Origin of the sequence: Actinomadura violacea, assembly GCF_017573465.1 — a bacterium.
In the GTDB taxonomy this organism is placed as follows: Bacteria; Actinomycetota; Actinomycetes; order Streptosporangiales; family Streptosporangiaceae; genus Spirillospora; species Spirillospora violacea.
Genome location: NZ_JAGEPF010000030.1, coordinates 87,234 through 109,713, shown reverse-complemented (window position 1 = coordinate 109,713; position 22,480 = coordinate 87,234). Strand labels below are relative to the sequence as shown.

Below are 22,480 nucleotides of genomic sequence, written 5' to 3'. Positions count from 1 at the left end.
CGCGGCGGACGGGTGTTACTCGCCGGTCACCAGCAATCTAGCTCGCGCGCCGGACCGGCGCGCAACCCGGCCCCCCGGGCTGTGTTGACGGTGAGTCTAATAAGTGTCCGCTTACTCACCTGCACGAAGATCCCTCGCGCGGGCCCCGGCGTCAGGCGACGTCCGGCGCCACGGTCGGGGCCGGCGTGGTGTCGGCGGACGGCTCCGAGCGGCGCCGCAGCAGCCGGGCCCACCGCCCCCGCGGGCCCCGCTCGCGGCCCGCGACGGAGGCGCCCGACACCTCCGTGCCGGAGACCTCCGCGGCCTCGGCCGCCGCCAGGTACACCGGGAGCACGCCCTCGCCGAGCCGCGGCGCGGGCAGCGCGTCCAGGTCCGGCTCCAGGTCGAGCGCGTGCGCCATCGACGGCAGCAGCGCCCCCGCCGCCGCCGCGTACCCCCGCGCGGACGGGTGGTACCGGTCCTCGCTGAACATCCTGAGCGGATCGGCGGCGAACTCGCGGCCCAGCAGGTCGCCGAGCGACACCGACCGCGCGCCCTGCTCCACCACCGCGATCGTCTGCGCCGCCGCCAGCTGCCGGCTCGCCCGCCGCGCGATCCACCGCAGCGGCTGCATCACCGGCTTGATCGTGCCGAGGTCCGGGCACGTCCCGACCACCACCTGGCAACCCGCCGCGCGCAGCCGCTCCACCGCGTCCGACAGGTACCGCACGGCGGTGCCCGGCGGCACCCGGTTGGTCACGTCGTTCGCGCCGATCATGATCACCGCGATGTCCGGCCGGACCTGCAGCGCCTGGTCGGTCTGGGCGCCGAGCTCCGCCGACTGCGCGCCCGAGCGCGACACGTTCGTCATCCGGACGGGCCGTCCCGCGACCGCCGACAGGCCCGCCGCCAGCACCGCGCCCGGCGTCTCGCCCGCGGTGTGCACGCCGAGCCCCGCGCCCGTCGAGTCGCCCAGCATCACCAGCGACAGCGGCGTGCCGGAGAGCGCCCCGCCGTACAGGCCGTCCGCCACCGGCGGATCCCCGTTCGGCGTCGCCTGGATGATCCTGCGGGCGAGCTTGGCCTCGGCCACCAGCAGCCCGAACGTGATCCCGCCGAGGGCCGTGATGCCCCCGCCTCCGTAGGCCGCGGCGGCCGCGATCCGGCGCGCCGTGAACGCTCTCAGCATGTTCCGTTGACCCTCCGTGATTGAGTTGTACCCCCGCGGGCGGTGATCGATACCCGCGGCGGCCGATCTCGGCTACCGTCGGACCCGGGGCATCCCTCCTTCGCCGCGGTCCGGTTACCCACTGGTACTCGCTGGAACGGGGACGCGACCCGCCGAATTCCGACACACTGAACGACAAGGACGTCGCGGTGCACGTACACGATTCGCTCGTCGAGCTGATGGGCAACACCCCTCTCGTTCGGCTGCGCAAGGTGACCGGGGGCACGCCGCGCGACCGCGGCCCGCAGGTGCTGGCCAAGGTGGAGTACTTCAACCCCGGCGGCTCGGTGAAGGACCGCATCGCGGTCCGGATGATCGACGCCGCCGAGGCGTCCGGCGCGCTCAGGCCGGGCGGCACGATCGTCGAGCCGACCTCCGGCAACACCGGCGTCGGGCTGGCCATCGTCGCGCAGGAGCGCGGCTACAAGTGCGTCTTCGTCTGCCCGGACAAGGTCGCCAAGGACAAGGTGGACGTGCTGCGCGCGTACGGCGCGGAGGTCGTCGTCTGCCCGACCGCCGTCTCGCCGGAGCACCCCGACTCCTACTACTCGGTCTCCGACCGGCTCGCCGCCGAGATCCCAGGCGCGTGGAAGCCGAACCAGTACACCAACCCGCAGAACCCGGTGTCGCACTACGAGACGACCGGGCCGGAGCTGTGGGAGCAGACCGAGGGCCGCATCACCCACTTCGTCGCGGGCATCGGCACCGGCGGCACGATCAGCGGCACCGGCAAGTACCTCAAGGAGGTGTCCGGCGGCCGCGTCAAGATCATCGGCGCCGACCCGGAGGGCTCGGTGTACTCGGGCGGCTCGGGCCGCCCCTACCTGACCGAGGGCGTCGGCGAGGACATCTGGCCGGAGACCTACGACCGCGACATCTGCGACGACGTCATCGCGGTCTCCGACAAGGACTCCTTCCTGATGACCCGCCGCCTGGCCCGCGAGGAGGCGCTGCTGGTCGGCGGCTCGTGCGGGATGGCGGTCGTCGCCGCGCTGCGCGTCGCCGCCACGGCCGGCCCCGACGCGGTCATCGTCGTCCTGCTGCCGGACGGCGGCCGCGGCTACCTCAGCAAGATCTTCAACGACAGCTGGATGGAGGACTACGGGTTCCTGCCGTCCTCCACCGAGGAGGCCCGCGTGGCGGAGGTGCTGACCCGCAAGGGCGGCACGCTCCCGGAGTTCGTGCACGTCCACCCGTACGAGAGCGTGCAGACCGCGATCTCGATCATGCGCGAGTACGAGGTGTCGCAGCTGCCGGTGATGAAGGAGGAGCCGCCGGTGATGGCGGCCGAGGTGATCGGCTCGGTCGTCGAGAGCGAGCTGCTCGACGTCCTGGTCAAGGAGCGCACCGGCCTGCTGGACCCGGTCGAGGCGCACATGTCGCCGCCGCTGCCGACGATCGGGTCCGGGGAGCCGGTGAGCAAGGCCGTCGGCGTGCTGGAGCGCTCGGGCGCCGCCGTCGTCCTCGTGGACGGCAAGCCGAAGGGCCTCATCACCCGCCAGGACCTCCTCGCCTACCTGGCCGACCCCGACAACTGACGTCCCGAGGGCCCCGGGCCCGGACGCGGCGAAGCGCCGGAGACCGCTGCGGTCTCCGGCGCTTCGCCTTCGAGGGAGTCGGGTTGCGGGCCCCGGTCCGTGGGCGGCATTTCCGACCGGGGCCCCGCAACCCGACGTCGCGGGGGGCCTTCCGTCCTAGGACGGGTAGCCCGTGGGGGCGTACTGGTCCTGCACCGGCCCCGGGTCCCGGAGCTGCTTCTTCGGCCGGTCCCCGTGGCCCGGCCACCAGGCGCGGTGGCCCAGCATCGCGGTGATGCCCGGCACCAGGAACGTCGACATCACGAAGGCCGACAGCGCGATGCCCATCGCGACGGAGAAGCCCATCTGCTTGAGCATGGACACCGGCGCCAGCAGCATCACCGAGAAGGTGCCGGCCAGGATGAGGCCCGCCGCGGCGACCGTCGGGCCGCCGTGCCGGACGGCGCGCGAGGCCGCCTCCCGCGGGCTGTGCCCCTCCTTGGCCTCCTCGCGCAGCCGCGCGGTCATCAGGATGTTGTAGTCGGTCCCGATGGCCAGCACGAACAGGTAGAGGATGATCGGCAGCTGGAAGATCACGCCCTCCTTGCCCTGCGCGTACTGGAAGACGTACACCGCGGAGCCGAGCGTGGAGGCGAAGCCGAGCAGCACCGCCACGACCAGGTAGAGCGGCGCGACCACCGACCGCAGCAGCAGCGCCAGGATCAGCGCGATCAGCACCGCCGCCACCGGCAGGATGACCGACAGGTCGCGGTTGTTGACGGCGTTGATGTCGGCGTAGGTCGCCGTCGGGCCGCCGACGTAGGCGCGCGTCCCGGCCGGTGCGATCTTGTGCACCGCGGGCGCGAGCTTGTCCTTGACCAGGCTGATCGCCTCGTTGGACGCCGGGTTCTTCTTCAGCACCAGGCCGACCTGGACCACGCCGTTCTTGCCGGGCTGGGCCGGGTTGACGCGTCCGACGCCGGGCGCGGTCGCGGCCTTGCGGCTGAACTCGGCGATCTGCTGCTTGCCGACCGGCCGCCCGTCGCCGCTCTTGATGAAGACCTGGACGGGCTGGGTGAGGCCGGGCGGGAAGCCCTTCTCCATGTCCTTGGTGGCCTGCGCGGACTCGGTGTTCTGCGGGAACCCGGCGGCGAAGTCGTAGTCGGACTTGAAGCCGAGCGCGCCGATGGCGAGCACGACCATGACGCCGCCGGCGGCCAGCGCGGCGACGGCCGGGTGGCGGCCGACGCCCCGGCCGATGGCGCCGGAGACGCGCTCCTTCGGCTGCTTCTTCCAGGCCTTGGACGGCCAGAACACCGCGGTGCCGAGCAGCGACACGAGCGCCGGGAACAGGGTCAGCGAGGTGATGCCCATGGTCACGACGGAGATCGCCAGGGCCGGGCCCCAGGCGCTGAACACGCCGAACGTCGCGAGCAGCAGGACCAGGAAGGTGACGGCGATGGCGGCGGCGGCCGAGGAGATGACCTCGCCGACCCGCTCCACCGCGTTGATCATCGCGGTCTTCTTGTCCTCGCCGGCCCGCAGCCGTTCGCGGAATCTGAACATCACGAACAGGTAGTAGTCGGCGCCGATGCCGAACAGCACGATGAGGATGATCGTGCTGAGACTGTCGTCGCCGGAGAAGTTGAACAGCTTCGAGGCGATGCCGATGAGGCCCATCGCGACCTGCATCGTCACCATGATCACGATGATCGGCAGGACCGCCGCGATCGGCGCCCGGAAGATCACCAGGATCAGCCCGATGATCAGCACGAAGGTGGCGATGCCGACGATCTCGAAGGACTTGTTGAAGGAGTCCTCGTTGTCGACGAAGCCGGCGACGTCACCGCCGACCTTGGCCTGCAGGCCGCTGCCCTGCAGCAGGCTCGGCAGATCCTTGCGTATCTCCTTGACCGCGTCGCCCTGCTTCTTGCTCGCCGCCTGGTCGGTGCCCTTCATCGGGACCGAGATGACCTGCACGGCCTTGTTGGGCGCCACCAGCTGCGCGCCGGTGAGGAAGTTCAGCACGGTGGCCGGCTTGTGCGCGTTCATCGACGCGGCGGCCTTGTCGATCACCCGGGTGTCCGCCGGGGTGATCTTCCCTCCGTCCGAGCGCTTGACGACGACGATGGAGGAGGTGTCCTCCTGCTGCGGGAACGCCTGCTGGGCGATCTTGGCCGCCTGGACCGACTCGTACTTGGAGGGCAGGAAGTCGCCCTGGTCGGACTCGGTGGACAGCTTGGGGGACAGCGTGATGATGAGACCGGCGGCCACCAACCAGGCCACGATGGTCCACCATGGATGTCTCACGACGAAGCGCGCGAGCCGAGCGAACATGCGTCTTCCTTAAATAAAGGGTCAACTCGGGATACTGGTTAAACGGTAGGGAACGCACGCGCTCCTGCCGTCAACCCGCGTGCTGAAATGGGGGCTGATACCTGCGGGGGAGCGCCTCCTCCCAGAGGAGGGGCGGAGGGTGGATAGCCTCGTACCCATGGACAACGAGGTTCACCGGGGGTTCGAGACCCTGGCCATCCACGCGGGGCAGGAGCCCGACCCCGCCACGGGGGCGGTCGTCCCGCCGATCTACCAGGTCTCCACGTACAAGCAGGACGGCATCGGGGGGCTGCGCGGCGGCTACGAGTACTCCCGCTCGGCCAATCCGACGCGTACCGCGCTGGAAGTATGCCTGGCCGAGATCGAGGCGGGGGCGCGCGGGCTGGCGTTCGCGTCCGGGCTCGCCGCGGAGGACGCCCTCATCCGCACCGTCTGCAAGCCCGGCGACCATGTGATCATCCCGGACGACGCCTACGGCGGCACCTACCGGCTGTTCGCGAAGGTCGCCGAGCCGTGGGGCGTCGCGTTCGACCCGGTGCCGCTCGGCGACGCGGCGGCGGTGCGCGCCGCGGTCCGCCCCGAGACGAAGCTGATCTGGGTGGAGACGCCGACCAACCCGCTGCTCGGCATCGCCGACATCGCGCTGCTCGCCGGCATCGCGCACGACGGGGGCGCGCTCCTCGCCGTCGACAACACCTTCGCCTCGCCCTACCTCCAGCGCCCCCTGGAGCTCGGTGCGGACGTCGTGGTGCACTCCACCACCAAGTACATGGGCGGGCACTCCGACGTCGTCGGCGGCGCGCTCATCGTCTCCGACGCCGGGCTCGGCGAGCGCCTGGCGTTCCACCAGAACGCCATGGGCGCCGTCGCGGGCCCGTTCGACGCCTGGCTGACGCTGCGCGGCATCAAGACGCTCGGCGTCCGGATGGACCGGCACTGCGCCAACGCCGAGAAGGTCGCCGACATGCTGACCCGGCACCCCGCCGTCCGGCAGGTGCTCTACCCGGGGCTGCCCGACCACCCCGGCCACGAGGTCGCCGCCAAGCAGATGCGCGCCTTCGGCGGCATGGTCTCGTTCCGGATGGAGTCGGAGGAGGCCGCCGTCCGGGTGTGCGAGCGGACGAAGCTGTTCACGCTCGGCGAGTCGCTCGGCGGCGTCGAGTCGCTGATCGAGCACCCGGGCCGGATGACGCACGCCTCCGCCGCCGGCTCGCCGCTGGAGGTCCCGTCCGACCTCGTCCGCCTCTCGGTCGGCATCGAGGACGCCGGAGACCTTCTCCGCGACCTCGAACTCGCGCTCGCTTGACCCAGGGGGGACGACCCCCTGGAACCCCCCGTTGCGACGGACGAGGCGTTTCGCGCTCCGCTAGAGCTCCGCGCGAAACGCCTCGTCCGTCGGCGGGCAGGCCCGCTGCGCTCGCTGGCGCTCGCTCCGCGTGCCTGCCCGTGACCGGTGGCTGAGCTTCAAGCCCCTGGGCTGGTGTTTTGTGGCTTCGGGGCGGGCGGAAACGGGCGAACGGCGTAGCCTTCCCGCACTCCGCATGATCAAACATCTATACTCGGCCCGCCAGGTTCGTTCACGAAGGGGCCCGGGGTGCGCAAAGTACTGGTCAGTGGGGCGGCGTTCGCCGCGACGTGTGTCTCCGCCGTGGCGGTGCCGATGGGCGCGCAGGCCACCACGCCCGGCCCGAGCCCGACGCCCTCGCTGTCGGTCCCGTCCGGCGCCCCGACGGGCGACCCGGCGACCGACATGCCCACCGGCCCGCCCGGCACCGGATCGCCGTCCGGCACGCCGTCGACGCAGCCGCCCGGCGGGGAGCCGGAGGCCGGGAGCGGCGGCACCGACGGCGTCGTCCGCGCCAAGGCCGTCATGGTCACCCCGCGGCTGCCGAAGTCCGCGACGTACAGCTACGGGCCGTCCGCGAGCCAGCGCGTCGACGCCTACTGGCAGCCGGCGCCGGCGCGGCGCGTCAAGACCCGCGGCGGCGGCGCGCAGCGCAACGGGGTCGGGGCCGCCGGCGAGGCGGCCAAGAGCGCGTCCCGGCCCGGCGTGCTGATCATCCACGGCGGCTACTGGCTCGGCGGCAGCAAGGACAGCTGGAAGTACTTCGCGCGGAAGCTGAGCGACGCCGGCTACGTCGTCCTGGCGGCGAACTACCGGCTCGCGCCGAAGGCGCAGTGGCCCGCGCAGCGCGACGACGCGCTGTCGGCCCTGCAGTTCATGAAGAAGCACGCCCGCAGCTGGAACCTCGACCCCGACCGCATCGTCGTGCTCGGCTCGTCGTCCGGCGGGCAGCTCGCGACGCAGCTCGGCACCCGCGGCACCGGCACCGACCTCGTGCGCGGCGTCGTGGCGCTGTCGCCGCCGAACAACCCGTTCCTGGCCTACAAGGACGGCGCGCTGACCGGCGCGTCGCTGCAGCAGCGCAAGCTGCGCCGCGCCGTGGTCGACCTCGTCCGCTGCGTGCCCGGCTCCGCCGACGTGACCGGCGAGGCCGCGCAGTGCTGGAAGCGCGTCGAGGACGCCGACAGCACCACGCACGCCTCCGCCGGCGACGCGCCGATGCTGCTGCTGCACGCCACCGGCGACTTCGTGCCGGTGACGCAGAGCCAGGGCCTCGCGAGCGCGCTGCGCGCCGCGGGCGTCCCGGTGAAGGTGCAGACGGTCCCGGGCGTCATGCACGCCGGGGACATGCTGAACGTCGACGGCATCACGGCCGAGATCCTGCAGTGGATCAAGGCGCGGACGAAGGCGCGCCCCTGACCCCGGAGGGGCGCGCCCCGCGGGACGTCAGGCGTTCCAGACCATCAGGACGAGGATCACCAGCCAGATCAGCGCGATGACGCCGGAGATGGCGGCGATGCGGCCCCGCTCGACGGGCGCGACCTCGCGGCCGGCGGCCGCGGCCTTGCCGGCCACGGGCTTCTCCTCCGCCTTCGCCGCGGCGGGCTCGCCGTCCTCCTCCTTGGCCCCGGCCTCCGCGGCGGGGGCCGTGGCGGCGGGCGCCGGGCCCGCCTCGTCGAGCAGCTTCACGGCCTTCCGCTGGTCCCGCTCGACGATCAGCAGCAGCACCAGCGCGACGATGAACAGCGTCATCGACGCCGACAGCCACACCTTCGCGAAGTCGCCCTTGGCCAGCCACAGCCCGAACAGGAAGATCAGCAGCGTGCCGACGCCGTAGATCTGCGTGGTCCGGTTGAGGTACCGCACGACGGTGGCGTTCCGGTTGCGGATGTAGCGCGGCGTGGACATCGTCGCGGCGGTCAGCGGGCCCAGCGTGAAGATCGCGAAGCCGATGTGCAGGATGAGCAGGATGCGGTCGGAGGTCGACATGGTGCCGACCTTATGCCTTCACCCGCCCGGGTGCCCGGGGGGTGCCGGAGCGTGCCCGCACCGTGATCCGGGCCGCCCCGTGAGCGGCCTCCGGCTAGCGGCGGCCCCGGCGCACCCTCAGGTAGTCGCTGACGACGTACTCGCCGAGCCGGTCGGCGTCCGGCGCGAACACCCGGCCGCCGTTGCGCCGCGCGACCTCCTCCACGAACGACACCAGCCGCCGGTCGTCGGCCAGCATGAAGAAGTTCATGGTGGCGCCGCGCCGGGTCATCTTGTCGACCTCGGCGAGCGTCAGCACGAGCGTGTCGGTCGACGGCGGGTAGTCGAACAGCGAGCGGCCGTCCGGGCGCAGGTGCGCGGTCGGCTCCCCGTCGGTGACGACGAGGACGATCGGCTCGAAGTCGGGGTGCCGGTCCAGATGCCGGCCCGCGATCATCAGCGCGTGGTGCAGGTTGGTGCCCTGCACCATGTCCCAGTCGAGCCCCGCCATCTCCTCGGGGTGCAGCGTGCGCGCGTAGTTGGAGAACCCGATGATCTGGATCGCGTCCTGCGGGAACTTGCTGGTCACGAGGGTGTGCAGGGCGAGCGTGGTCTGCTTGGCCGCCGCCCACGTCCCGCGCAGCACCATCGAGTACGACAGGTCGACCAGCAGGCACACGGCCGCGCCGGTGCGCCGCTCGGTCTCGTGCACCTCGAAGTCGTCGACGCCGAGCCGCACCCTCGCCGGACGCCGCGGTTCGACCGCGTCCGCGCCGACCGCCGTCAGTCCCTCGGGGGACGCGGGCGGGGCCGCGACGAGGCCCGCCGCATCGCCGAGCACCGGGCCCTCCATCGCGCTGCGGCGGATCGCGTTGCTCACCGTCCGGACGACGTCGAGGGGCTGCTCGTCGCCGAACCGCCACTCCCGGCTGGACCCGGTCAGCTCGCCCGCCTGGCCGGCGTCGCGCTGGTCGTGGTCGCCCTGCCGGCCCGTCGTCAGCTGCGAGAACACCCGGCGCAGCGCCGTCTCGCCGAGCCGCCGCACCGCCTTCGGCGTCAGCTCCAGCTTGCCGCGGTTGCGCCGCAGGTAGCCCTGCTTCTCCAGCTCCTTCTCCAGGCGGCGCAGCGCGTCGAGGTCGTCGACGGCCTGCCGGCCGAGCGCCCGCCGGACGGCGTCCTCGTCGACGTCGTCGAGCCGCGCACCCGGATAGTCCTGGCCGAGCGCCGCCTCCAGCTCCGACAGGTCCGCCAGCTCCGCGAGCGCGGTCGTGGCGTCGCCCATCCCGAGCGGATTGTCGCCGTCCATCTGCTCCGGTTGGCCCCAGCCCAGGTCGGGACGGCGCGCGCGCAGCGCGTCACCGAGCCGCGTCATCTCCATCTCCAGGCCCGCGTCCTGCATGGCCTGCTCCATCAGCCCCGCCAGCTCGGCGCGCTGCTCCGGGCTGAGCGAGGCCAGCAGCCGGTCCATCGCGGCGGCGCGGCGGGCGAGCTGGTCGACCAGCTCCTCCAGGTTCTCCGGACGGTCGGGGAACATGTCGCCGTACTCGTCCATGAACCGGTCGAAGTCGGCCTGGGTGTGCTCGCCCCGCGCGTCCTTCTCCAGCATCTCGTTCAGCGACGCCATCATGTCCTTGACGCGCTGCATCGCCGCCGGGTCCTGGTTCTGCAGGGCCTGCTTCATGCCCTGGAACTGCGAATCCAGCACCTCGCGCCGCAGCAGGTCCTTCAGCTGCTCGAACGTCTGCCGCGCCGCCTCCGACCGCCACTGGTAGTCCGACAGCCGCCGGATCGCCTGCGCCGTGTCGGACGGCAGTGCGTCCAGCTCCGCCTCCCGCAGCCGCGCGTCGTCGGACGGGTCGGGGAACAGCTCCGCCCGCTCCTGCCCGATCGCGGTGTCGAGCAGCGCCCGCGCCTCCTCCAGCGTGCCGTCGAGACGGCCCCGCTCGCGCAGCGCGCGCCGCCGCTCCCGCACCTCGCGGAGCAGGTCGTCCAGCCCGCGGCGGCCCTGCGCGTTCGGCAGCCCGCGGCGCAGCAGATCGCGCAGCGCCTCGTCGGGACGGGTGCCGTCCAGCACCGAGTCGCCCATCGCGTCCAGCGCGTCGCGGACGTCGTAGGGCGGCGCCAGCGGGTCGGGCCCGTCCTCGTACGCGCCGTACCTGTACCGGCTCATCGAACCTCCTCGGACATGGCGCCTCCAGGACCCGCGCTCAGGTCCGGTACGTCGCCGTCCCGTCGGCCCGGCCGCCCTGCACGTCCTTGGACAGCCGCCGGGTCAGGAACAGCCCCTCCAGGGCGAACTCCAGCGCGGCCGCGGCCTGCTCGGGGGACTCCCCGGACATGCCGAGCCGCTCCATGATCTTGGCGAGGCCGGGCACCTGCCCGATCCGCCGCAGCAGCTCGGTGGAGGGCACCAGCTCGCCCGAGTCGACGGTGTCGCCGGAGTCGAACTTGTCCAGCAGCCCGGACAGGTCGGCGGGGCCGAGCGTGCGCCGGTAGGTCTCGGCGACCGCGCGGCGCAGCAGGTGCTCCAGCACCTCCTGCTCGCGGCCCTCCTCGCTGACCTCGAACTCCACCTTGCCCATCAGCGACGGCACCACCGCCGGCAGGTCGCACACGCGCGCCACGGCGCGCTCCTCGCCGGCCAGTGCCGCGCGCCGCACCGCGCCCGCCGCGACCGTCTCCGCGCCCGCCAGCGCGAACCGCGCCGACACGCCCGACCGCGCGTCCACCGCCGTCGACTCCCGGACGAGCCGGGTGAACCGGGCGATGATCTCGATCAGGTGGTCGGGCACCTCGGCGGGCAGCCCCGCCAGGTCCGCGAAGTCGGACTCCTGCCGGATCAGCGCCAGCTCGGCGTCCAGCTCCAGCGGGTAGTGGGTGCGGATCTCCGCGCCGAAGCGGTCCTTCAGCGGGGTGATGATCCGGCCCCGGTTGGTGTAGTCCTCCGGGTTGGCGGACGCGACGAGCAGCACGTCCAGCGGCAGCCGCAGCGCGTAGCCGCGGATCTGCACGTCCCGCTCCTCCAGCACGTTCAGCAGCGACACCTGGATCCGCTCGGCCAGGTCGGGCAGCTCGTTGATGGAGAAGATGCCGCGGTTGGTGCGCGGCACGAGACCGAAGTGCACGGTCTCCGGGTCGCCGAGGGTGCGGCCCTCGGCCACCTTGATGGGGTCGACGTCGCCGATGAGGTCGCCGACGCTGGTGTCGGGGGTGGCGAGCTTCTCGCCGTAGCGGTCGTCGCGGTGCCGCCACTCGACCGGCAGCTCGTCGCCCCGCTCGGCGGCGAGCCGGCGGCAGCGCACGCACACCGGGTCGTAGGGATGGTCGTTGATCTCGCAGCCGGCCACCACCGGGGTCCACTCGTCCAGCAGCCCGCCGAGGGTGCGGATCAGCCGCGTCTTGCCCTGCCCGCGCTCGCCCAGCAGGACGAGGTCGTGGCCGGCGAGCAGGGCCCGCTCCAGATGGGGGAGAACGGTGTCGTCGAAGCCGAGGATGCCGGGGAAGCGCGGCTCGCCGGCGCGCAGCCGGGCGAGCAGGTTGTGGCGGATCTCGGCCTTCACCGATCGCTGGACGTGGCCGCTGGTGCGCAGCTCGCCCAGTGTGGTCTCGCGTGGTGTGGATGAACGCACGCGATCGACACTACGTCGCCGGTGCGCGCGATCGCACCTGTGCGCCGCGGATTCCTTCGCCCCCCGCGCCCGGGCGCGGCGGGACCGGTGCCGGGACCGGGTGTTGGGTCAGATGCGTCCGGCGGGGGAGACTGGGAGATGTGATGCGACCCGGTGAACGGAGAGAGGGAGGCGGCGCCGATGGCGCGATTCGGTGACGGCCTGGCCCTCGGCCCCGATCTGTCCAGTGCCGCCGTGTCCGCGGTCGAGCAGGCGCTCGCGCCGCTGTCCGCGGCGCCCGACCTGGTCTGCGTCTTCATCTCCGGGGACGATCCGGAGGAGATCGCGGCCGCGGCGCGGCGGGCGGCCCTGGCGGCGGCGCCCGCGCTGATGATCGGCTGCAGCGCGTCCGGGGTGATCGGCGGGGGCCGGGGCGTGGAGGAGGCGGGCGCGGTCAGCGCGTGGGCGGCGGTGCTGCCCGGTGCGCGGCTGGAGGCGTTCCGGCTGGAGACCCTGAAGGCCGAGGACAAGCTGATCGTGGTCGGCATGCCGGAGGGGCAGGACGACGACGTGGTCGGGCTGCTGCTGGCCGACCCCTACAGCTTCCCGGTGGACGCGTTCGTCGAGCGCTCCGACGACGCGCTGCCGGGCCTCGCGCTGGTCGGCGGCCTCGCGGAGGCGGGCGAGCACGGCGAGGCGCGCCTGTTCGTCGACGGCGACGTGCACGAGGACGGTGCGGTCGGCGTGGTGATCGGCGGCGCCGTGACCGCGGCGACCGTCGTCAGCCAGGGCGCCCGCCCGATCGGCCCCGACATGGTGGTGACAAAGGCCGACGAGAACGTCCTGTACGAGCTGGCGGGTGTGCCGGCGCTGGAGAAGCTGGAGCAGATCGTCCTGGAGCTGCCCGAGGACGAGCAGGAGCTGGCGGGCCGCGGCCTGCTGATCGGCGTCGCGATGGACGAGTACGCCGACGAGCACGAGCGCGGCGACTTCCTGGTCCGCGGGGTGGTCGGCGCCGACACCGACAGCGGCGCGATCGCGATCGGCGACGTGGTGGACGTGGGGCGGACCGTCCGGTTCCAGGTCCGCGACGCGGGCGCCGCCGAGGAGGAGCTGACCGCGCTGCTGGAGCGGTTCGACCTGGCGCCGGTCGAGGGCGCCCTGCTGATCTCCTGCAACGGGCGGGGGCAGGCGATGTTCCCCGACTCCGACCACGACGCGAAGGTGCTCGACCGGGCGTTCGGCCCGGCCGGGGTCGGCGGGTTCTTCGCCGCCGGCGAGATCGGCCCGGTCGCCGGGCGCAACCACGTGCACGGGTTCACCGCGTCCATCCTGGCCTTCGGCCGGGCGGGGGACCGGTGATGGCCGCGGCTGATCCGGTCGAGGTCGCGGGAACGGGCGGCGGCAGGGCCGCCCCGGTCCTGGCGGTGGACGTCGGCGGGACGAAGCTGGCCGCAGCCGTCGTCGAACCCGGCGGGCGCGTCGTCGCCTACGACCGCGTCGCCACCCCGAACGGCGAGGGCCTGGACGCCGAGGGCCTGTGGCGGACGCTCCAGGGCCTGCTCGACAAGGTGCACGCCGACGCGGGCTTCCCGCCCCTCGGCGGCGTCGGCGCCGGCTGCGGCGGCCCGATGACCTGGCCCGCCGCGGAGGTGTCGCCGCTCAACATCCCCGCCTGGCGCGGGTTCCCGCTGCGCGAGCGGCTCCGCGCCCGGTACCCGGGGCTGCCCGTCCGCGTCCACAACGACGCCGTCTGCGTCGCGATCGGCGAGCACTGGCGCGGCGCGGGGCGCGGCCGCAGCAACCTGCTCGGCATGGTGGTGTCCACCGGCGTCGGCGGCGGCCTGATCCTCGGCGGCCGGCTGGTGGACGGCGCGAGCGGCAACGCCGGGCACATCGGGCACGTGGTCGTCGAGCCGTCCGGCCCGCCGTGCGAGTGCGGCGGGCACGGCTGCCTGGAGGCGATCGCCCGCGGCCCCGGCCTGGTCGCGTGGGCGCGCGCGGAGGGCTGGCGGCAGGGCGGCCAGGACGTCACCGGCGTCGAGCTGGCGTCCGACGCGCGCCGCGGCCATCCGGTCGCGGTCGCCGCGATGCGCCGCGCGGGCCACGCCATCGGCGTCGCGATCGCGTCCGCGACCCACCTGTGCGACCTGGACGTCGTCGCGATCGGCGGCGGCGTCTCGCAGGCGGGCGCGCTGCTGTTCGACCCGGTCGAGGAGGCGTTCCGGGCGCACGCGTGGATGGCGTTCGCGCGCAAGACGCAGATCGTCCCGGCGGCGCTCGGGCAGACCGCCGGGCTGATCGGCGCCGCCGCCCTGATCCTCGTGCAGGACCGCTACTGGAACGCCGGCGACTGACCGCCGGCCGCGCGGAGCGGCCCGCCGGAGCGCGGGCCGGCGCGTGGGAAGATCGTGGGATGAGTGCCGTCTTCATCGACGAGGTACGCGCCGCGCGGGACCTCCTCCGCGACGTGGCGGTGCCCACCCCGCTGATCGCCTCCCGGGTGCTGTCGGAGCTCATCGGCGGGCCGGTGCTGCTGAAGTGCGAGAACCTGCAGCGCACCGGCTCCTTCAAGATCCGCGGCGCGTACGTGCGGATCGCCCGGCTGAGCGCGGACGAGCGGGCCCGCGGGGTCGTCGCCGCCAGCGCCGGCAACCACGCGCAGGGCGTCGCGCTCGCCGCGTCCATGCTGGGCTGCCGGTCGACGGTGTTCATGCCGGTCGGCGCGCCGCTGCCGAAGATCGCGGCGACCAAGGGGTACGGCGCGCAGGTGCTGTTCCCCGGCCCGACCGTCGACGACTGCCTCGTCGCCGCGCAGCAGCACGCCGAGGAGACCGGCGCGGTGTTCATCCACCCGTTCGACCACCTGGACGTGGTCGCCGGGCAGGCGACGATCGGCCTGGAGATCCTCGAGCAGTGCCCGGACGTCGCGACGGTCGTCGGCGCGGTCGGCGGCGGCGGGCTGATGGCCGGGATCGCCGGGGCGGTGAAGGGCGCCGCGAAGGAGCTCGGCCGCGACTCGGGCGTCAAGGTCGTCGGCGCGCAGGCCAAGCGCGCCGCCGCGTTCCCGCCGTCGCTCGCGGCCGGCCAGCCCGTCCGCATCGAGCTGCAGCCGACGATGGCGGACGGCATCGCCGTCGGACGCCCCGGCGACATCACCTACGGCCTGGTCAGCGAGCTGGTCGACGCGGTCGTCACGGTGACCGAGGAGTCGATCTCGCAGGCGCTGCTGCTGTGCCTCGAGCGCGCCAAGCAGGTCGTCGAGCCGGCGGGCGCGGCGGGGGTCGCGGCGCTGCTGGAGCACTCGTACGCGGTGAAGCCGCCGGTCGTCGTGCTGCTGTCGGGCGGCAACATCGACCCGCTGCTGCTGTCGAAGGTGCTGCGGCACGGCCTGGCGGGCGCGGGCCGGTACCTGGTCGTGCGGTGCCGGCTGAAGGACCGTCCCGGCGCGCTCGTCACGCTGCTGAGCGAACTCGCCGAGCTGGGCGTCAACGTGCTGGACGTGATGCACGAGCGCGTCGCCGCGCGGCTGCACGTCGAGGAGGCGGAGGTGCTGATGCACCTGGAGACCCGCGGCGCCGACCACTCCGAGGACGTCATCGGCCGCCTGCGCGCCAAGGGCTACACCCTCACGCTGAGCTGACCCCCGTTGACTTGCGGCGTGTCGGCCTCAAGACGGGGCTTTCAAGGCCGACACGCCGCAAGTGAACGTCGTTCGGGACGGGTCAGAGGGCCGGCTTGCCCTCGGCGTAGAGCCACTTGCCGGCCCAGCCGCTCAGGTCCTTGTGCGCGACCTGCTGGGCGAACGCGACGAAGTCCTTCGTCGAGGCGTTGCCGTAGCGGTACCGGGCGGGCCACGCCTTCAGCAGCTTGAAGAACGCCTTGTCGCCGATGGTCTGGCGCAGCACGTGGATCGCCATCGCGCCGCGGTCGTACACCAGGCCGTCGAAGATGTGGTCGCGGCCCGGGTCGGCGACCTTGCCCTTCCACAGGTCGTCGCCCGCCGGAGTCGCGTAGTCGGCGTCGAAGTACTGCTGGACGGTCTTGCCGCCGTGCGCCGCGCCGTACAGCCACTCCGAGTACGTCGCGAAGCCCTCGTTCAGCCAGATGTCGGCCCACCGCTTCGGCGAGACCGAGTCACCGAACCACTGGTGGCCGAGCTCGTGCGCGAGGAGGTCGCCGGACGGGACCGTGCCGGGGTGGCGGCCCAGGTCGTACACCGGGCGGCCCTGCGTCTCCAGCGCGTAGCCGACGCCCGCCTTCACCGTGACGCCGCCGGTGGAGCTGTAGGGCCAGCGGCCGTACATCCCGGACTCGAAGTCGACGACCTCGGCGGTCTGCTGGTTGAACTTCTTGGCGTCCGCGGCGGAGATGGCCATCGCGCGGTCGGTCGCGGTCAGGTTCGGGACGCCGCCCTTCGTGCGGCCCGTGACCACGTCGTACTTGCCGAACGCGACCATCGCCAGCTCGCTGGCCATCGGGCTGCGCATCTCCCAGCGGGTGGTGGTCAGCCCGCCCTTGGTCCGCTTGCCGGTCAGGTCGCCGTTCGCCAGCGTGGTGAGGTCCTTCGGCGCGGTCAGCGTGAAGCTGTACGTCGCCTTCTCGGTCGGGTGGTCGTTCACCGGGTAGACGGTGGCGGCGCCGATCGGCTGGTTCAGCATGATCCCGCCGTCGGCGGTCGGGATCCATCCGGACACGCCCAGCGCGGGGTCGTTGATCGTCTGCGGGACGCCGGAGTAGACGGCGCGGACCTGGAACCGGTGGTGCTCGCGCAGCCCCTTGCGGGGCGTGATCACCAGCTCCTGGGCGCCGGACCGCGTGTAGGCGGCCTTGTGGCCGTCCACGGTCAGCGACGAGATCTTCAGCGGGCCCTGGAAGTCCAGGTCGAACCGCGACAGGTTCTGCGTGGCCCGCGCGGTGACGGTGGTGACGGCCTGGATCGCCTTGGTCTTCGGGTCGTAGCGCAGCGCGATGTCGTAGTGGGAGACGTCGAAGCCGCCGTTGCCCATGTCCGGGAAGTAGGGGTCGCCCGCCCCGGGCGCGCCCGGGGTGAACCGCACGGCGTCGGCGCCGGCGGGGGCCGCCGCCGACACCAGGAGGCCCGCCGCCGCGCCGAGCGCGACGACGGTAAGAGCTCTGGGGGTTCTGCTCATCGACCTCGTCCTCGAGTGAGACGACACAAGTGGATCAAGAATTTCCGGTGTCCGGGCGGTGTTCAAGCGCGTTTCCATCTCGAATTGGTGTGGTCCGGGACGGATTTCGCGGACGGACCGGAACGGGGGCGGGCGGAGTCGGGCAAGGGACAAGGCTTCGCCGCCCGCCGCTCCGGACAGGCGGACCGGGCCCGCCCGCCTGGACGGCGGACGGTCCGGAAGGTCCGTTCACTGCAGGATGGTGCCGTACGCGCGGCCCGCCCGGTGTGGGAACCGGCCGGTCTTTCCGCGTCCCTTGCCGTTCCTTCACCGCCCCCGGACGCGGATCACCCCGGGATCACCGCGCCGTTCACCGCCTCGTTCACCGCGCCGTTCACCGCACGGCTCACCGGGCGGTTCACTTCGCGGGGCGGCCCTTGCGGTACAGCCAGGCGTCGAAGAACTCGTCCAGCTTCTTGCCGGACACCTTGTCGGCCAGCGCGATGAACTCCTTCGTCGTGCCGGTCGAGTACTTGTGCTGCTTGGTCCATGTCTGGAGGAGCCGGTAGAAGGCCGGCTCGCCGATCCGGGAGCGCAGCGCGACCAGCGTCATGCCGCCCCGGTCGTACACCGAGCGGCCGAACATCTGGCGGCGGCCCGGGTTGCCCGGCGGCACGTCCCACAGCTCGCCGCCCGCGCCGCCGCGGTACCGCTGGTCGAACTGCTGCTGGACGCTCGGCCCGCCGGTCTTCTCGCCCCACAGCCACTCCGCGTACGTCGCGAAGCCCTCGTTCAGCCAGATGTCCTGCCAGCGGCCGACGCTCACGCTGTCGCCGAACCACTGGTGCGACAGCTCGTGCGCGACGACCGTCGGCTGGAGCCCGAACCCCCCGTACACGGGACGGGTCTGGGTCTCCAGCGCGAAGTCGACCTGCGCGTTGTCGATCAGCCCGCCGGTGGAGTCGAACGGGTACGGGCCGAACAGCTTGGACCACTGGTCGATGACGTCGGCGTTCAGCTTGGCGAACGCGTCCACGTCCGCGCCCGCGACGCTCGGGTCGACCGCGGTGATCACCGGGATACCGCTCGCGGTCTTGGTGGTGCGGACCGCGAACCGGCCGACGTCCACCGTCGCCAGGTACGTCGCCATCGGCTGCTTGACGTGCCAGGTCGTGGTGGTCGTGGCGCGGCGGTCGGCGGCCGGGACGACCGACGGGTCGCCGCTCGGCGACTGCCCGGCACCGGGACCGCCCGGACTGCCGGGGCCGCCGGGGGCGCCGGGCAGGCCGGGGGCGCCGCCGCCTCCCGAGCCGGTCACCGGCGTGGTGGGCTCGCCGTTGGCGATCGCCGTGAGGCCCTGCGGCACCGTGACCTCGAAGTCGAACGTGGCCTTGTCGCTCGGGTGGTCGTTGGCGGGGAACCAGGTGTGCGCGCCGCTCGGCTCGCAGGCGATGAAGACCCCGTCGGACGTGCGGACCCAGCCGTAGGTGCCGAGGATCGGGTCGGAGATGGTGCGCGGCGTCCCCGAGTACTTCACCACCGTGGTGAACTTCGCGCCCTTCGCCAGCTCCTCGGCCGGGGTGACCTCCAGCTCGCCGCCCGCCCGCTGCTGCCGCGCGGGCTTGCCGTCCACGGTGATGGAGGAGATGGTCAGGCCGGTCAGGTCCAGGTTGAAGCGGCCGAGCTTCTCCTTGGCCGTCGCCGTGATCGTCGCCGTCGCGTCCAGCTCGGTGGACGCGTCCGGCGTGATGTTCAGCTTCAGGTTGTAGTTCTGCACGTCGTACCCGCCGTTGCCGTCGCCCGGGACGTACGGGTCGCCGGCGGTCGTCGGGCCGGCGGGGCCCGCGGCGGCGGACCCGGCCGAGGACGACCCGGACCCCGACCCGCCCTTGCCGATGGAGACCTCGCAGGCGGCGGTCAGCGAGCCCGCGACGGCGAGCGCGGCCAGCCCGGCGGTGCCGCGCAACGCGGCTCCGCGGAACACGGCGCCACGGAACACGGTGCCGCGGAGCACGGCGCCCGGGCGGCGGTGGGGGCTGGGGGAGTTTCCGGCCATATGCACGCCGCCCAGCCTGCCCGTGCCGGGCCGTGCCCGGCAACTCCGGGACGCGCTCAGCGGTGCAGGTACGGGTCGGGCAGGTGGGCGCCGGCCTTGACGACCACCGTCCGCGCGACCTTGTCGTGCAGCGCCTGCTTGCGCGGGTCCCACAGGATCCACAGCACGTCGATGAGCCCGATGCACCCGCAGATGCCGCCGAGGACGGTGTAGAACGCCGCCCGGCCCGCCGCCTGCCCGTTCGTGATCGCCAGGCCGTCGTCCTGCCGGACGACCCGGATCTTCAGCAGCATCTTGCCGAGCGTCTGGCCCCACCTGGCCGTCATCAGCCAGAAGTACAGGAAGCTCAGCACGACGCTGATCGCGTTGGTGCCGACCCGGGCGCCGTCGTACATCGTCCCGTTGTTGTGGAACACGTGGTCCCAGTTGACGAAGGGCAGCGAGATCAGCCCGACGACGATCCCGACGATGATGCCGTCGATGATGGCGGCGCCGAGGCGCGCCCACCGGCTCGCCAGCCCGGCGGACGGGTCGGTGTACTCGCCCGGGCCGCCCTGGTAGCGGGGCAGCCCTCCGTAGGGTTCGCCGTAGCCGGGGGAGGGCTGCTGCCCGTACCCCTGCTGCCCGCCCCATCCCTGTTGCTCGCCATAGGGCTGCTGTTGCCCGTACGGCTGCTGCTCGCCGTATCCGGGCTGCCCATAGCCCGGCTGCTGCTGGCCGTACCCCGGCTGTCCGCCGTACGGCTGCTGGCCTTGCCCTCCGTACGGCGGACCCGTGTAGGGGCCCGGCTGTTCCGGTCCTCCCGGCTGCCCGTGCGGTTCCTGCCCGTGCGGCCGTTCTTCCGGCTGGTCCCCGGACTGGGGGTCATGGGGCGGTTGCGTCATGTCTGAGAGGTTCGCCGCGCCGCGTCCGTCCAAACCTCGCCGCGTCGGCGCACACCGGAATGTTTACCGCCCGAATGATCAAGGGTTGCCCCGGCGGCGGGGATCAGCTACGCGCGTACGGGTCCGGCGCCCACGCCGGAGCCTGCACCACGACCGTCCCGGCGACCATGTCGTGGACGGCCCGCCGGTCGCGGTCCCACAGGATCCACGCGTTGTCGAGCATCACGACGAACCCGATGAGGCCCCCGAACGGGACGAGGAGGTTCATCATGGTGGTGAGGACGGAGCCGACGTAGACGAACGCCTGCCGGGCGGCGGCGCGCCCCCAGCCGATCGCGGCGTGGTCGCCGGCGCGCACCACCCGGATGCCGACGGCGCGCTTGCCGAGCGTCTGCCCCCACCGGGCGTGCAGGATCGTGTAGTAGGCGAAGCCGACCAGGAACACGAAGACGTAGCCGATGAGCAGTCGCGGCATGCTGTAGATGTCCATCGGGTTCCGCATGGTCTGGCCGCTCTCGGCGATCTCCCGCATCCGGTCCCAGCGGATGGCGAAGAGCATGACCGGCACGCCGAAGATGCCGACGATGAAGCTGTCGATGACCCCGGCGGCGAGCCGCTTCCCGCGCGGGGCGAGCACGCCCGCCTGTCCCGGGCCGTAGGACGGAGGACCGTACGCGGCCTGCCCGTAAGGCGCCTGAGCGTAAGGCGCCTGCCCATAGGGCGCTTGGCCGTAGGACGCCTGCTGGCCGTACGGGGCCTGCTGCCCATAGGGCGCCTGGCCGTATCCGGCCTGGCCGGAACCGGGCGCCGGGTATCCGGGCGGGGGCGCGAACCCCGGCCGCGGGCTCCCGGGAGGCGCGCCGTACGCGCCCTGGTACGGCGGCGGGCGGTCGTCCGCCGGCTCCGCGGGCGCGGGCACGTCCGGCCGGGCCTCGGGGGACGGCGCGGCCTCAGGGGACGGTGCGGCCGCCGCGGACGGCGCGTCGGCGGACGGCGCGTCGGGGGAGGCCCAGCCCTGGTCCGCCGGCTCCGGCGGCTCGGGGCTCGGCGGCGTCCCCGGCTCCTTGGGCGGCTCGGCGTTGTGCGGCGCTTCGGTCATGACGACACAGTGTGCCCGCCCGCGCCGCCGTCCGCTCGCCGGGCCCCTGACCGGCCCCGGACACCGAGGTCCCCGGGGCCGGACGGGCCGGCTCGGCGCGCGTCACAGGTTGCCGCGGCGCTCCTGCTCGCGCTCGATCGCCTCGAACAGCGCCTTGAAGTTGCCCTTGCCGAAGCCGAGCGACCCGTGCCGCTCGATCAGCTCGAAGAACACCGTCGGGCGGTCCTGGACGGGCTTGGTGAAGATCTGCAGCAGGTAGCCGTCCTCGTCCCGGTCGACGAGGATGCGGCGCTTCTTCAGCTCCTCGATCGGCACGCGCACCTCGCCGATGCGCTCGCGCAGCTCCGCGTCCTCGTAGTAGGAGTCGGGGCTGTCCAGGAACTCGACGCCGGCGGCGCGCATCCGGTCGACCGAGGCCAGGATGTCGTTGGTGGCCAGCGCGATGTGCTGCACGCCCGGCCCGCCGTAGAACTCCAGGTACTCGTCGATCTGCGACTTGCGCCGGCTCTCCGCCGGCTCGTTCAGCGGGAACTTCACCTTCCGGGTGCCGTCCGCGACGACCTTGGACATCAGCGCCGAGTACTCGGTGGCGATGTCGTCGCCGACGAACTCGGCCATGTCGGTGAAGCCCATGACGCGGTGGTAGAACTCGGCCCACTCGTCCATGCGCTCGACGTTGCCGACGCAGTGGTCGATCGCCTGGAAGAAGCGCTTCTCCGGCGGCTCGACGATCGGGCCGGCGGCCTCGAAGCCCGGCAGGTACGGGCCGGTGTAGTTGGAGCGGTCGACCAGTGTGTGCCGGGTCTCGCCGTAGGTGGCGATCGCCGCGACCGTCGCCTTGCCGTGCTCGTCCTCCAGGACGTGCGGCTCCTCGATGCCCGTCGCGCCCTTGGCGAGCGCGTGCCGGTAGGCGTGCTCGACGTCCGGCACCTCGATCGCGAGGTCGACGATCCCGTCGCCGTGCTCGGCGATGTGCCGGCCGATCTCCGTGCCCGCCTTCACCGGGCCGCGGAACACGAACCGGGCGCCGCCCGACTCCAGCACGTGCACCGCCTCGTCGGGGCTGCCGTTCTCGGGGCCGCGGTAGGCGACCCGGCGCATCCCGAACGCGGTCGAGTAGTAGTGCGCCGCCTGCTTGGCGTTGCCGACGGCGAACACGACGGCGTCCATGCCCTTGACCGGAAACTCATCCATGCCCACCAATCTGGGCATACGCCTACAAGGTGCGCAAGAGTCGTCGAAATCACTGAGCACTCTGTACAGTCATCCACGGAAACGACCGGTAACCCTGTACACCGTGACCAGGACCACACGAGCCCGGGGAGGA

16 protein-coding genes are annotated in these 22,480 nt (G+C 72.8%); 6 read left to right on the top strand and 10 right to left on the bottom strand.

The features are described 5' to 3' along the window. Positions 1-151: 151 nt before the first annotated feature. Entirely contained in the window at positions 152-1,168 is a 1,017-nt protein-coding gene (locus J4709_RS40385) for an SGNH/GDSL hydrolase family protein (protein ID WP_208249780.1), read from the bottom strand. Positions 1,169-1,356: 188 nt separating this feature from the next. Here J4709_RS40385 and J4709_RS40380 point away from each other — a divergent pair, with 188 nt between their 5' ends. Then, a complete protein-coding gene (locus J4709_RS40380; RefSeq protein ID WP_208249779.1) occupies positions 1,357-2,745 on the top strand; it encodes a cystathionine beta-synthase in 1,389 nt (462 codons plus the stop codon). 156 nt (positions 2,746-2,901) lie between these two features. Here J4709_RS40380 and J4709_RS40375 read toward each other — a convergent pair whose 3' ends face one another. Then, positions 2,902-5,010 carry an MMPL family transporter gene (locus J4709_RS40375; protein WP_307801985.1) on the bottom strand — a complete coding sequence of 703 codons (2,109 nt, stop codon included), beginning with the start codon at positions 5,008-5,010 and terminating at the stop codon, positions 2,902-2,904. Between the two features lie 208 nt (positions 5,011-5,218). Here J4709_RS40375 and J4709_RS40370 point away from each other — a divergent pair, with 208 nt between their 5' ends. Together J4709_RS40370 and J4709_RS40365 are read left to right on the top strand one after the other, a co-directional pair. Then, positions 5,219-6,367 carry a cystathionine gamma-synthase gene (locus J4709_RS40370; protein ID WP_208249777.1) on the top strand — a complete coding sequence of 383 codons (1,149 nt, stop codon included), beginning with the start codon at positions 5,219-5,221 and terminating at the stop codon, positions 6,365-6,367. 288 nt (positions 6,368-6,655) lie between these two features. After that, positions 6,656-7,825 (top strand): alpha/beta hydrolase, encoded by a 1,170-nt coding sequence (locus tag J4709_RS40365; protein ID WP_307801983.1) that lies wholly within the window; start codon positions 6,656-6,658, stop codon positions 7,823-7,825. 27 nt (positions 7,826-7,852) lie between these two features. On the opposite strand, the gene J4709_RS40360 is transcribed toward J4709_RS40365, so the two are convergent. From J4709_RS40360 to J4709_RS40350, 3 genes are all read right to left on the bottom strand, one after another. Further along, positions 7,853-8,395, bottom strand: a complete 543-nt coding sequence (locus J4709_RS40360) for a hypothetical protein (protein ID WP_208249769.1) — start codon at positions 8,393-8,395, stop codon at positions 7,853-7,855. A 94-nt stretch (positions 8,396-8,489) separates the two neighbouring features. Then, a complete protein-coding gene (locus J4709_RS40355; protein ID WP_208249767.1) occupies positions 8,490-10,544 on the bottom strand; it encodes a vWA domain-containing protein in 2,055 nt (684 codons plus the stop codon). 37 nt (positions 10,545-10,581) lie between these two features. Beyond that, positions 10,582-12,003 carry a sigma 54-interacting transcriptional regulator gene (locus tag J4709_RS40350; RefSeq protein WP_208249766.1) on the bottom strand — a complete coding sequence of 474 codons (1,422 nt, stop codon included), beginning with the start codon at positions 12,001-12,003 and terminating at the stop codon, positions 10,582-10,584. A gap of 180 nt (positions 12,004-12,183) precedes the next feature. On the opposite strand from J4709_RS40350, the gene J4709_RS40345 reads away from it, so the two are divergent. The 3 genes from J4709_RS40345 to ilvA are packed head-to-tail and all read left to right on the top strand — an operon-like array spanning position 12,184 to position 15,625. Next, a complete protein-coding gene (locus J4709_RS40345; protein ID WP_208249757.1) occupies positions 12,184-13,344 on the top strand; it encodes an FIST signal transduction protein in 1,161 nt (386 codons plus the stop codon). After that, complete coding sequence (locus J4709_RS40340) at positions 13,344-14,339, top strand: ROK family protein (RefSeq protein ID WP_208249755.1); 996 nt, start codon at positions 13,344-13,346, stop codon at positions 14,337-14,339. The genes J4709_RS40345 and J4709_RS40340 overlap by 1 nt, the downstream gene beginning before the upstream one ends. Before the next feature lie 59 nt (positions 14,340-14,398). After that, positions 14,399-15,625, top strand: a complete 1,227-nt coding sequence (gene ilvA / locus J4709_RS40335; protein WP_208249753.1) for a threonine ammonia-lyase — start codon at positions 14,399-14,401, stop codon at positions 15,623-15,625. An 82-nt stretch (positions 15,626-15,707) separates the two neighbouring features. Here the strand turns inward: ilvA and J4709_RS40330 are convergent, their stop codons facing one another. The 5 genes from J4709_RS40330 to hppD all read right to left on the bottom strand — a co-directional run bounded on the left by J4709_RS40330 (position 15,708) and on the right by hppD (position 22,347). Continuing rightward, positions 15,708-17,135, bottom strand: a complete 1,428-nt coding sequence (locus tag J4709_RS40330; protein WP_208249751.1) for a M1 family metallopeptidase — start codon at positions 17,133-17,135, stop codon at positions 15,708-15,710. 397 nt (positions 17,136-17,532) lie between these two features. After that, positions 17,533-19,098, bottom strand: coding sequence for a M1 family metallopeptidase (locus tag J4709_RS40325; RefSeq protein WP_307801981.1), 1,566 nt, complete (start codon positions 19,096-19,098; stop codon positions 17,533-17,535). A 128-nt stretch (positions 19,099-19,226) separates the two neighbouring features. Further along, a complete protein-coding gene (locus J4709_RS40320) occupies positions 19,227-20,054 on the bottom strand; it encodes an RDD family protein (RefSeq protein ID WP_208249748.1) in 828 nt (275 codons plus the stop codon). A 103-nt stretch (positions 20,055-20,157) separates the two neighbouring features. After that, the gene (locus tag J4709_RS40315; protein ID WP_208249746.1) at positions 20,158-21,153 is read right to left on the bottom strand and encodes an RDD family protein; all 996 of its coding nucleotides are present in this window, start codon (positions 21,151-21,153) and stop codon (positions 20,158-20,160) included. A gap of 102 nt (positions 21,154-21,255) precedes the next feature. Next, positions 21,256-22,347, bottom strand: coding sequence for a 4-hydroxyphenylpyruvate dioxygenase (gene hppD, locus J4709_RS40310; RefSeq protein ID WP_208249744.1), 1,092 nt, complete (start codon positions 22,345-22,347; stop codon positions 21,256-21,258). Between the last annotated feature and the right edge of the window lie 133 nt (positions 22,348-22,480).

What these genes read in the sequence shown, in the direction of transcription:
- J4709_RS40355 (WP_208249767.1), bottom strand. Translation starts at nt 10,544, where the DNA reads ATGAGCCGGTACAGGTACGGCGCGTACGAGGACGGGCCCGACCCGCTG.
- J4709_RS40370 (WP_208249777.1), top strand. Translation starts at nt 5,219, where the DNA reads ATGGACAACGAGGTTCACCGGGGGTTCGAGACCCTGGCCATCCACGCG.
- J4709_RS40320 (WP_208249748.1), bottom strand. Translation starts at nt 20,054, where the DNA reads ATGACGCAACCGCCCCATGACCCCCAGTCCGGGGACCAGCCGGAAGAA.
- J4709_RS40360 (WP_208249769.1), bottom strand. Translation starts at nt 8,395, where the DNA reads ATGTCGACCTCCGACCGCATCCTGCTCATCCTGCACATCGGCTTCGCG.
- J4709_RS40345 (WP_208249757.1), top strand. Translation starts at nt 12,184, where the DNA reads ATGGCGCGATTCGGTGACGGCCTGGCCCTCGGCCCCGATCTGTCCAGT.
- hppD (WP_208249744.1), bottom strand. Translation starts at nt 22,347, where the DNA reads ATGGATGAGTTTCCGGTCAAGGGCATGGACGCCGTCGTGTTCGCCGTC.
- J4709_RS40385 (WP_208249780.1), bottom strand. Translation starts at nt 1,168, where the DNA reads ATGCTGAGAGCGTTCACGGCGCGCCGGATCGCGGCCGCCGCGGCCTAC.
- J4709_RS40340 (WP_208249755.1), top strand. Translation starts at nt 13,344, where the DNA reads ATGGCCGCGGCTGATCCGGTCGAGGTCGCGGGAACGGGCGGCGGCAGG.
- ilvA (WP_208249753.1), top strand. Translation starts at nt 14,399, where the DNA reads ATGAGTGCCGTCTTCATCGACGAGGTACGCGCCGCGCGGGACCTCCTC.
- J4709_RS40315 (WP_208249746.1), bottom strand. Translation starts at nt 21,153, where the DNA reads ATGACCGAAGCGCCGCACAACGCCGAGCCGCCCAAGGAGCCGGGGACG.
- J4709_RS40330 (WP_208249751.1), bottom strand. Translation starts at nt 17,135, where the DNA reads ATGAGCAGAACCCCCAGAGCTCTTACCGTCGTCGCGCTCGGCGCGGCG.